The organism is Amycolatopsis sp. NBC_00348 (assembly GCF_036114655.1).
Classification (GTDB): Bacteria; Actinomycetota; Actinomycetes; order Mycobacteriales; family Pseudonocardiaceae; genus Amycolatopsis.
In genome coordinates this window covers 8,341,312-8,352,183 of record NZ_CP107994.1, presented here as the reverse complement: position 1 = coordinate 8,352,183, position 10,872 = coordinate 8,341,312, and the positions used below count along the sequence as shown (strand labels likewise).

General features: G+C 72.6%; 5 protein-coding genes. All 5 read right to left on the bottom strand.

Features of this window, described 5'->3' with window-relative positions:
- Positions 1-35: 35 nt before the first annotated feature.
- Genes OHS58_RS37065 through OHS58_RS37045 form a run of 5 tightly spaced genes read right to left on the bottom strand, consistent with a single transcriptional unit; the run spans position 36 to position 10,870 of the window.
- A complete protein-coding gene (locus OHS58_RS37065) occupies positions 36-2,942 on the bottom strand; it encodes an ADP-ribosylglycohydrolase family protein (protein ID WP_328645525.1) in 2,907 nt (968 codons plus the stop codon).
- Positions 2,943-2,958: 16 nt separating this feature from the next.
- Positions 2,959-5,199: an ADP-ribosylglycohydrolase family protein gene (locus OHS58_RS37060; protein ID WP_326945412.1), complete on the bottom strand. Its 2,241-nt coding sequence runs from the start codon at positions 5,197-5,199 to the stop codon at positions 2,959-2,961.
- Positions 5,200-6,621 carry a TNT domain-containing protein gene (locus OHS58_RS37055; RefSeq protein ID WP_328645524.1) on the bottom strand — a complete coding sequence of 474 codons (1,422 nt, stop codon included), beginning with the start codon at positions 6,619-6,621 and terminating at the stop codon, positions 5,200-5,202. It abuts the gene before it with no gap.
- On the bottom strand, positions 6,618-7,067 hold the full coding sequence (locus tag OHS58_RS37050) for a hypothetical protein (protein WP_326945409.1): 450 nt from the start codon (positions 7,065-7,067) through the stop codon (positions 6,618-6,620). The genes OHS58_RS37055 and OHS58_RS37050 overlap by 4 nt, the downstream gene beginning before the upstream one ends.
- Positions 7,067-10,870, bottom strand: coding sequence for a toxin glutamine deamidase domain-containing protein (locus tag OHS58_RS37045; protein WP_328645523.1), 3,804 nt, complete (start codon positions 10,868-10,870; stop codon positions 7,067-7,069). The genes OHS58_RS37050 and OHS58_RS37045 overlap by 1 nt, the downstream gene beginning before the upstream one ends.
- Between the last annotated feature and the right edge of the window lie 2 nt (positions 10,871-10,872).

The following is a 10,872-nucleotide window of genomic DNA, read 5'->3' as shown; positions in this document are numbered from 1 at the left end:
TTTCGTCCTCCCCTGACCCCAGTGACACCGGAAACCTAGTCGAGCGGGTACCGAGCGAACCACCGGTCTTCGTCCGGCGCATCCGCGCCGAACTCGGTGAGCGCGTCGTCCGCCAGCTCGACGATGACATCGCGCAGCTCGAGCTGGTCGAGCCAGCTCCGCCGCAGTGCTTGCTCGCCGTACATCGCGCCGACGAGGTTGCCGCAGACCGAACCGGTCGAATCGCTGTCCCCGCTGTGGTTGACGGACGCGAGCAGCGCCGTGTCGGCGTCCGTCGTGGTCAGCGCGACGTAGACGGACATCGACAGCGCCGTCTCACCGACGTTGCCCTGCCCGAGCGACTCCACCTTCTCCGGCGTCGGCGGCCCCTGCTCCGCCAACGCCAGCGCGGCGTCCAGCGCCGCGCTCTGCTCTTCGTGCGCGGGGTACTTCACCAGCTCGGCCCGCGCGGTCGCGACGGCGTCGAGGAGTGCCCTTCCGTGCAGCAGTTCGTGCACGATGACCGCGAAGCAGCCCGACGACAAGTACCCGCTCGGGTGACCGTGGGTCAGCGCCGCGCTCTCCGCGCCGAGCCGGAACACCTCGGCGAGGTCGTCCGACCAGAGCGCGATCGGTGCCGCGCGCATCACTCCGCCGCAGCCCTTCGAGTTGTTCACCGGCCGGTCCACGGTGCCGCGGACGCCGGAGCGGCCGTACGCCTCCAGCTCGCCGAAGCACGTCAGCCCCGGCGCGCGGCGGCTGAACAGCTCCTGGTGCGTGACGAGCCAGCCGTCCGGCGCCTCGACGTCGGACCGCGGCCCGCGCGCCCGGTCCCACGCGACGCCCTGGGTGTGCAGCCAGCGCTGGTAGGCCAGCTGCAGCGAGTGCACGACGTCGGCGGAGCCGGTGTGCCGCCGCTGGGCGTGCGCGCGGATCAGCGCTTCGAGCGTGAACAGCGTCATCTGCGTGTCGTCGGTGATCCGGCCGACGCCGCCGTACGCGGGGATGAAGTCGGTGATCCCGGCCGGCCCGGCGATCTCGCGGATCCGGTCGATCGAGTCGAACTCCGTCTTCGCGCCGAGCGCGTCGCCGATCGCGCCGGCCAGCAGGCTGCCGCGCAGCCGTGAGCGCAAGTCGGGTCCCGCCGCGTCCGGCGGGGGTTTCGGGGTGAACCGGCCGCTCGGGTACCGGCGCTCCCACCGCGCGTGCTCGGCCGTCTCCGTCTGGAGGCCGTTGCGGTTGAAGTACCAGAAGACGTCGCTCGCGACGTCGTCGAGCAGCCCGAGGTCGGGCAGCGCCGCCACCCAGGCGGCGGGCAGGCCGGGCACGCCGAGCCGGGCGCCGACCATGGCGCCGGCCAGTGCCCCGGCGACCGGGCCGGACCGCGCGGCGAGCGTGATCGCCGCTTCCGGGTCGTAGCCGCGCTTGGCCGCGGCGAACAACGCGCGGCCCAGCACCGACCGGACGCTCCGGCCGTCACCGATGCTTTCCAGCTGCGTGACGTCGTCGGCGTCACGGTCTTCGCGCAGGGCCAGCGTCGACGTTGCCAGCTCGCCGCCCAGCTCCCCCAGCCGCAGGTGCACCGGCAGCGCGAACTCCTCCCGTGTGAGCAGCGCCTGGAACAGGGCCACCAGCAGCTCGACGCCTTCGGTGACCTCCGGCCCGGCCGCGCTGCCCGTCAGCTCGCGGGCGACGTCCTTCGCGTACTGCTCGCCGTCGACGTCCGCCAGCGCCACCGCGCCGGCCGGGGTCGCGGCCAGCGCCGTGGCCAGCAGCGCGGAGAACTCCGCGGGCGCGGGGCCCGCGTGCCGGGTCGCGACGGCCAGCCAGCCGACCGGGTCCGGCTCGGGCAGCGTCGCCGGCACCTCGCCGGTGGGAACGGGCGGCAGGCCGCGCAGCACGGCGTCGGTGTGGAACAGCAGGTGCCGCGTCAGGCCGCCCAGCTCCAGCCGGCCGGCGTCGGCACCGCCGCCGAGCGCGTCACCGATCGCGAACCCGACGTACGCGCCGACGATCCGGTGCCAGGCGAAGCGCCCGGCGAGCGTGCCCGTGGCGAAGAACTTGCCGGACGTCCACGGCACCGGCCGCGGGCCGGCGTCCTCGCCGACGTGCGCGATCAGGCCGTTCGCGCCCAGGTCGGCCGGCCACTGCGGGTCCTGGCCGGCTCGGCGGCGGACGCCGTTGCGGTGCTGCCAGGCGAACCCGCGCAGGTACCGGACGCACTCCGCCGGCGTCAGCTCGACGCGGTGGTCACGGGCCTGGTCGACGGCGTAACGCAGGTGGCGGGTCAGCAAGTCCGGCGGCTCGATGCCGAACTCCCCGGCCAGCGCGGCCAGCGCCTCGGCGACCTCCGGCCCGGCTTCGGGCGCCGGCTCGTCGAGCCACGGCCGGGGGGCGGTGTCGTGCCCGGCGTCCGCCAGCTCGGCCGCGGCCAGGCTGCGGACGAGCCCGGTGCCCGGGTCGAGCGTCAGGCCGGTCCCCGGCTGGTGCCGCAGCAGCTCGCGCACGACCACCCGCCACCGCTGGGGGTAGCGGCCGGGCACCTTCGCCGACGAGCTGAAGGCGATGACCTCGTGGCCCGAGGTGCCGGGCACCGGCCGCAGCAGCGGCTCGCCGTCCGGCGTCGGCACGAGGACCTCGGTGTCGAGCAGGGCCTGCGCGAACTCGGCGCGGCTGATCCAGTTCGCGCCCAGGTAGTTCAGCAGCTTCTCGGCGTCGGTCGTCGGCTTCGGGAAGCCACGCCAGACCGGCCCCGGGGTGTAGCCCTCGTTGTCGCGGCGCGGGCCGGTCGGCTCCCCGAACAGCGTGTACTGCGCCCAGCCGCGGATCGCGCGCACGGGGATGCCGAGGCCGGGGAACGCCGCTTCGTCGAACTCCGGGTCGACGTCCGGGCGCCACTCGACGAAGCCGTCGTCGACCGCCGCGGCCGCGCCGGGACGCGCGACAGCTTCCTCTTCGCTCATTCTCCCCATCCTCGCGCTAATGCCGCGGGTACCGCTCGATCCACCGGTCGCCGAGCGCGCTCAGCGCCGAGTGCCGGTCGAAGTGCCAGTAGGCGTCCGAAGCCACGTTCTCGACCAGGTAGCGCAGCTCCAGCTGGTCGACCCACTTCTGCGGCAGCCCGGGGATGCCGGTCCGCGCGCCGAGCAGGGCGCCGGCGATCGCGCCGGTGAGCGCGCTGCGGCCGGAGTGGTTGACCGCGCGCAGCAGCGCCTGCTCCGGGTAGTTCTCGAAGCCGGACAACGCCGCGAAAGCGCGTCCCAGCACCGAGAGCGTGCCCTTCCCGTCGCCGATCAGCTCCGGCATCCGCAGGTCGGGCAGGCCGTGCTCACCGAAGAACGGCACCGACTCGGCGACCATCTCCTTGATCTCGGTCCACTCCGGACCCTGCTGGAACTGGTTGTCCGGGTTGAGGATCTCCCGGCCGAGGTTCCAGATCGGGAAGCTGAACGCGTCCTTGGTCAGCGCCTGCTCGAACAGCCAGGTCAGGTAGGTCGCGGCGGCCAGGTCGGGCTCGCCGGGGTGGGTGACGCCGGCCATCGCGCGCACGGCCTGGCGCGCGCCGCCGCTGAACCCGCTGCCGGGACCGGCCATGGTGAGCGCGGCGGGCAACGCGGGGAGCAGCGCGGCCGGGCCGGCCAGCGGCGTGCCCCCGGCCCCGGTGGCGAGCTGGTGGTAGGCGTTGAGCTCGGCGTCGTCGGCGTCGCGGCGGGCGTGCAGGTCGGTGACCTGCACGAGCCAGCCGTCCGGGTGATCCAGCGGCGCGCCCTGCGTCTTCAGCCAGCGCTGCAGCGCGCCGCGGGTGACGTCGGGGAGCAGCTGCTCGGCCTCGCGGGACTCCGGCTGCTCGCGGTGCGGGCTGCGGATCACGGCCTCGGTGTAGAACAGCAGCCGCTGCGTCAGCGAGCCGATCCGGCCCGGCTGGTCGAACGCCGGGAGCAGGTCGGAGACGCCCTCGATGCCGTACTTCGCGTGGATGTCGTGGAGCGGCATCCGGTCGACCGCGGCGCCGAGCGCCTCGCCGAGTGCGAAGCCGACGAACGCGCCGGTGACGCGCTGCCAGCCGTAGCGGAACCCGTCGAGGTCCCGCTCGAAGTACTTGCCGAACGTGTCCAGCCGCGGCACCGGGCGCCCGTCGTTGTCGTACGCCGGCGCCAGGCCGTTCGCGCGCAGGTCGTTGGGCTTGCTGCGCGGCGGCTCCGGCATGGTCATCCGCTTCAGCCACGACTCGCCGAGCACGGTCTTCGCGCACTCCTCGGCGGTGAGCTCGTAGCCGCGCTTGCGGGCCCGCTCGGCCGCGGCGAGCGGCGGCTTGACCGGCGCCGGCAGCGCCATCCGCGACGCCGTGTCGGCGGCGACGCGGATCAGGTCCTCCTCGGCCTCCGGGCAGCGGCCGTGGACGTCGATGCGCGGCTCGTGCCGCGGGAACCGCTTGACGATCTGGGCGAGCTCGTTGCTGGAGACGTCCTCGATGGTCGTCGGGCCGCCGTTGATCACCAGGTTCGGCGGGTGCTCGAACTCGGCCAGCGTGGCGACGTCGACCCGCCACCAGCCGTGCTCGCGCGGGGGCAGGTGCCGCGTCGAGCTGAAGACCTTGAGCTCGTTGCGCTCCTCGGCGAAGTAGAACCGGTCCGTCTTGCCCGTCTCCAGATCGAGCGGCACGAACACCTCGCACCGGATCAGCCCGATGAGCAGCAGCTCCCGCGTCAGCCAGCCGACGCTGGCGAACGACAGCAGCGTCTCAAGCGTGTTCTCCGGCTTTGGGTAGCCACGGCGGATCGGCCCGGCCTTGTACTCCGGGTTCTCGCGCTCTTCGCCGGTCTGGTTGCCGTCGGCGTCGACCTTCACCCAGCCGGCGACGGCCTGCAGCGGCACGCCCAGCTCGCCGAGCCCGGCCTTCACGTACTCGGGGTCGACGACCTCGCGCCAGTTCTCCTGCCCGGGGAACGCCACCGGGACCGAGAGCCCGCCGGGGTGCGGGTGCGCTTGGCGCAGCTCGCCGTCCGGCTCGCGGACCACCACCGACGGCGGCGGGAAGATCTCCTTGTCCGGCCGGCCCTCGTCGAGGAACGCGATCGTGTTGTAGGGCACCGACCAGCCTTCGGGGATGCGCAGCACCTTCTCGGTGTCCACCCGCAGCCCGGCGGGACCGGAGACGTCCGGGCCGTGCACCGCGCGCAGCCACTGGCCGACCTTGGCAATCGCTTCCGCCGCTTCCACCTACTCGATCCTCTCCAGGCTTCCGTCGGACTCGTGCTCGGCGATCGTCTTCGGCAGCACGTAGGCCACCGCGCCTCCCGGCAGGTTCGCCCACGGCACCGTGATGCCGGTGATCACGTGCACGGGGCGTCTCAGCCGGTAACTCCGCTGCACCCGTTCGCGTTCGAGCGGCAGCGACGTCGTGGCGAACCGTACCTCCCCGTGGTGAACGAGGTTGCCGGGTTCCTCGCCGAAGCGCAGCACGACCGTACCCGCCACCAGCCGGGTGATGCGCTTGTTGCGGAGCAGGGTGAGGGGAGGCTCACCCGGGGCCGGGTGCACCGGCCAGTCGGCCAGCTCCCGAGCCGTTTCCAACGGTGTTTCGTGGCCGGCGGTCATCCGGGCGGGGTGCAGCAGCAACGCGCCCAGGAGCTGCTGCGCGGCGTCCTCGAGCCGGCCGAAGTGCTTCGGCTCGCGGGGCGCGCCGTCGGCGTACGCCGCGACTTCCCAGCCGTCCGGCGTGTAGTTGAGGCACCACGTGCCGTCCGCGCGGTCGCCGACGCGGTAGGCCTCGGGCCAGACCCCGTGCTCGCCGAGCCGCTGCACCAGGACGGTCAGCAGCTCTTCGTCGTCCAGCGACGGGTCCGGCGTGGTCTCCAGCGCCGCGACGACGTCACCGCCGGTCGTCTTGCCGTCGGTGCGCCCCGGCTTCGGCCGCGGCTTCCCCAGCAGGTCCGCCTCGGCGGTCCGCCGGACCAGCGGCTCGACGTACGGCGGCTGGAAGTGGTAGCGCCGGATGTGCGCGACCAGGTCCGGTTCGGGCGGCAGGCCGAACTCGGCGAGCAGCCGCGGCACGGCCGCGGACCAGATCCAGGTGCCGTCGGAGTGGAAGCGCTCGTCGCCGTCGGGACTCTCGTGGACGACGGCCTCGCGCTCGAGGTACTGCAGCACGAGCGGCGCCTCGGTGTCGGTCAGCAGCGGCCGGTCGGTCTCCGGGCCCCCGACGTCCGCGATCCGGAAGACGACGCCCAGCGGTAGCTGCGCGCGGATCCGCCACCAGTCCGGGACGTGCTCGTCGGGCCGCGGGAACTCACCGAGCTCCTCCGGGAACGCCGTCGCCTCCGGCGGGTCCGTCCACACGGGCTCGTCGTCGAGCGCGAAGTCGAAGTCGAAGGTGCCGTCGGGCGCGAGCGTGAACCGCGCCTGCAGCCAGGTCCCGCGCTCCTCGGCGTACATCCCCTGCCGCAGCCGCCCGAAGAGGTCGGCCAGCCCGTCCGGCGTCGCGGCGTTGTGCCCCTCGACCTCGACGTGCTTCCCGACCTGCCGGAAGTCCACGACGGCCGGCCGTCCGGCGTCGGCCCGGTGCTCGCGCAGGAGCTTTCCCAGCTGCACCAGGAGGGCGCGCTGCTCATCGGGCGAAAGTCGTTGTTCCACGTGAATCATTGCCTCGGGTAACGCGGCTTGGCTTCGAACGTCGGCGCCTCACCGGCCGCACGACGGGTGGCTTCGTCTTCCCACATCTTGAAGGTCCGCTTGTAGATCGACTGGACCAGTGCGGACTCCTGCGGCTCCAACCGTCGGCTCTCCCGTTTCCTCGCCTGCTCGTAGAGCCCGCCCACCGTCTCGTAAAGCGCGAAGATCGGCCCGTCGCCGGTCAGGTGGAAGTCCCGTTCACGCTCGGTCTCCTGGACGAATCGTTCTTCCTTGAAGGGACCGTCGATGTTCGACTCGGTGGTCGACCAGATGACCTCGCGGATATGGCTGCTGTCCTGGACGAAGAAGCCGCTCTGCAGGTCGAGTAGGAAGCCGACCAGGCCGCCGTCGGGCGTGGCGTCGATCCGGTACGTCCGGGAGTAGTACTTGTAGAACATCGGGGTCTGGAAGGCCATCAGCCGCTCTCCTCGGATGTCAGTCCCCGCCGGAACGCTTCTTCGAAACGGCCTCGGACCTGCTCGGTCAACGCCGCGTCGAGCGCCGCTTCTTCGGGCGACAGGATGCCGTCGCGCCCTTCCTTCCTGCTGAAGGTCTCGAAGTCACGACGCACCTCGTAGAGCGCGTGTTCGTACGACGCCACCTCGTCGATGTGCGTCAGGTGCAACCGCAGTTCGGCGACGTGCCCGTTCGGCAGCCGCACGTTGAGCTGCAGGTCCCGGTAGCCACTGCCCTTCGGCTCGGCCAGCCGGTCGGTGAAGTCGACGATCGTCAGCTCGGGGTCGTTGCGCACCGCGTCCAGCGCGCGGTACATGTCCGCCACCCGCTTGAACTGGATCTTCGCACCGACGAGGTCGTGCAGCTTCCCGCCGTTCCAACCGTGCTTCTCGATCTTGGCCAGAGCGCGTACGTCGTCCTTGGGCTCCGGCCGGAACCCCGCGTGACCGTCGGTCTCACCCGCGATCCGCTCGGTGATGCGGTTCAGCGTGCCCTGGGTTTCGGGCCAGCGCTCGCGTTCCTCGGCGACCCATTGCCGGCAGTACTCCGGATCTCCCGCCCTGCCGAGGTCGAAACTCTCGTGCAGCCGCAACCCCCGGTCGACATCCGTGGCGATCGCCGCCACGTCGGCAGAGATCTCCGCCTGCTCGGGAGTCGGGTCGAACGGCCCGACCCCTTGGTGCTCGACGTCGTCGACCACGCTGTACCCGCGCTCGTTCACCTCGTGGACGGCGTCCTCCAGGATCGGGATCGCCTCGGGGTGCTTGAGCAGGCTGGCCAGCGTCTTCGGGTTGTCGAGCAGCGAGCGCGTCAGGTAGTCGTTGGCCGGATCGGTGAGCACCCGCACCAGATCGGGGTGCTCGCCGAGGTGGGCGCGGATGTAGTCGGCGTCCGGGTGGCCGTCGAGCGCCGCGGCGACGTCGTCGCGGGCCAGGAAACCGTCTTCGGAAATGCCGTAGCCGCCGTGGGTTTCGGTGTGCACGTGCTCGGTCTGGACGTGCTCCGTGCCCGGCGTCCCGACGTGCAGCAGCTTGATGTCCTTCGGCGGGTGCGGCAGGTGCATCAGGTCGCCGGACTGCGGGTCGATGAACGCGACGCCCTCGCGGGTGTGCACGACCATCGCGACGTGCCCGTACTCGACGCCGCCGCGGCCCTCGTACTTCACCGCGACCACGGCGTGGTGGTCCACCGGCCGCTCGCGCATCTCGCGGATGACGTCGTCGTAGCTCGCGCGACCGGAGAACGTCTCGCCGAACCGGCTCTCGATGTGCTCGAGCGTGCCGCGGGTGCCCATCTCGTGCAGCGGGATCGGCTCGGCCGTCGCGTCGCCGCCGTGCAGCCGGTCCCAGTACGCCTCGGGGCCGCGGGTGCAGTTGGAGACGTAGCCGTTCTCCAGCGCGCCCGGCTCGTGGAAGCCCGGGTTGACCTCGCGCAGGTGCGGGTGGCGGTCCTGGACGTAGGCCGCGCGCTCTTCCGGCGTCGCCGCGCCGGCGTGGATGGCCGGCTCGGCGGGCGGGTTGGTCGCGCGCGCCAGCGACGAGTAGTCCGGTTGTGTTGCTGTGTCGACGTGCGGCTCGGCCGGGCCGTCGAGAACGTCGCTGACCTTCGGCTGCTCCGGCTGGTGGTGCTCCACGACCGGCTCGTTGAGGCCGCCCAGGCGCTCGGCGATCGACTCCTGCTTGCGCCGGTCGAACTCGGCCGCGTTGTGCTCGTTCTCGGCGCGCCGCTCGGCCATCTTCCGCTGCGCGGCCTCGGGGTCGAGGTAGCGCGGGTGGCCGGGCCCGATCTCCTCGGCCTCGACGACCCACTTGCGGCGCCCCTCGGGCGTGCTCTCGAGCCGCTTGTCGTGCACCAGCAGCTGCGTCCCGGGCGGCGACAGCGACTCGCGCTCACCCGGGTTCTCGGCGAGCTTCGAGATGTCGCGGACGTTGTCCGACCGGACGTGCAGCTCGACGTCGTCACCGAACTTCGACGTCGAGAGCTCGCCGGTCTTGATGGACGCGCTGGAGAACGCGGGCTCGACGACCACCGCGCCCGGCTCGTACGGCCCGGCGACCAGCTCGGCCAGCCGCGGATCGCCGCCGACGTCGATGCCGCGGACGGTCTCGCCGGACGTCCGCGGCACCTGGCCGAGGCCGTCGACGATCGCGCGGGTGTTCTCCTGCGCGAGGTCGAACCCGGGGTGGCCGGGGCCGCGGCGCAGGGCGTCGTTGACGTCGTAAGCGTACTCGCCGCGGGTGTAGCCGTGGACCGCGACGGCGCCCTCGTCGGTCAGCGGCAGCCCGGCGGCGTCCCGGCGGGCGAGCGCGCGGTCGTGGACGTCCTGGTAGACGTCGTCGTCGCCGACGGCCCGGCGGATGCTCTCGTGGTCGGCCGGGGTGGCGTGGTGCTCGCCGTCGAAGAGGTAGCTCTCGTTGTGCGGCACGCGCTCGGGCGTGGGGTTGAGCCGATCCGCGATCTCCGGCGCGTGGTGTGGCGCCGCGTCTCCGCCGCCCAGCGGCATCTCGTGGATCCCGGTGGCGTCGTGCGGCAGCTCGGCCAGACGGCCGGTGACCGGATCGGCGAAGACGACACCGTGCTCGGTGTGCACGCCGGCGACCAGGTGCGGCTCGCCGCCGGCTTCGAAGGCCACGGCCGTCCGCGCGCCGACCGGACGTTCGCCCAGGTCACGGGCGACGTCACCGAAGCCGTCCCGGCTGTGCCACTGCTCGCCGAGCTGGTCGCTGACGTGCGCGGGGCCCTGGTTCGTACCCGGCCCGGCGACGACGTCTTCGCCGTTCATCCGCCGTTCGAAGGCGACCATCGACTCGGCGGAGTTGGTCCGGAAGCCGCCTTCGAGCGCGTCCGGGCCGTAGTGGTTGCGCGTGTTGACCGCGGCGAGCTCGGGAACGGCGTCCCGGACGAGCCGCGCGTGCTGCTGCGGGCTCTCGACGGACCCGGCGTGCAGCACGGGCGCACCACCCGGCGTGAGCGGCTCGGCGAGCCGCGACCAGCCACCGTCGGGCTCCCGCGTCGCCGGCACCCGCCGCTCGGGCGCGGGCGGCTCGGCGTCGTCCCCGCCCAGCAGCTTGAACAGGTTGCCGCTCGGCTTGAGCTCGGGGTGTTCGGCGTAGAACTTCTCGGTCTCGGCGTCGGCCTCACGCTGGAACCGCTCGTCGTCGGCCCGCTCCTGCGCCCGCCGCTCGTCGATCGCACGCTGGGCGTCGCCGTCCCCGAGGTGCCGCGGATCACCGGCGGTGACCTCCTCGGCGTGCACGACCCACTGCGGCTGGTCCATGGTCCCGCCGGAGCCGTGGACGTAGTCGGGGTGCTCCGGGTGGCCCGGACCCTTCTCGATACTCGTGATCTCGAACTGCGACCCGGCCTTGAACAGCACCTCGCGCTCGCGCCCGATGCTGGCCATGGACTCGACGTCCCGGCCGGTCTTGGAGTCGATCCGCATCTCGACCTCGCCGGGAAAGATGCTCCGCGGGTGCTCGCCGTCGATCTTCGACGAGCTGAGGAACGACGGCTCGGTGATGTGCGCACCCTCGTGGAACCGCCCGAGGAAGGCCTGGACCCGCGCAGGATCGCCCTGGAAGTCGATCCGCCGAGAGACGGTGCCGACATGCGGCGGCATCTCGTTCAACCCGGAAACAAGCGCCCCGGCTTGCGGAGCGAGGTCCGCAAGCTCCGGGCTGCCGAACCGCAGGGCCCGATTGAGCGGCCCGACCATCTCGTGCCGCGTGTAGGCGTGCACGGCGAAGGCCCCGTCGTCGGACATGC

Bases quoted from the DNA above. Each gene is read 5' to 3' on its own strand.
- OHS58_RS37065 (WP_328645525.1), bottom strand. From the start codon at position 2,942: ATGAGCGAAGAGGAAGCTGTCGCGCGTCCCGGCGCGGCCGCGGCGGTC.
- OHS58_RS37055 (WP_328645524.1), bottom strand. From the start codon at position 6,621: ATGATTCACGTGGAACAACGACTTTCGCCCGATGAGCAGCGCGCCCTC.
- OHS58_RS37050 (WP_326945409.1), bottom strand. From the start codon at position 7,067: ATGGCCTTCCAGACCCCGATGTTCTACAAGTACTACTCCCGGACGTAC.
- OHS58_RS37045 (WP_328645523.1), bottom strand. From the start codon at position 10,870: ATGTCCGACGACGGGGCCTTCGCCGTGCACGCCTACACGCGGCACGAG.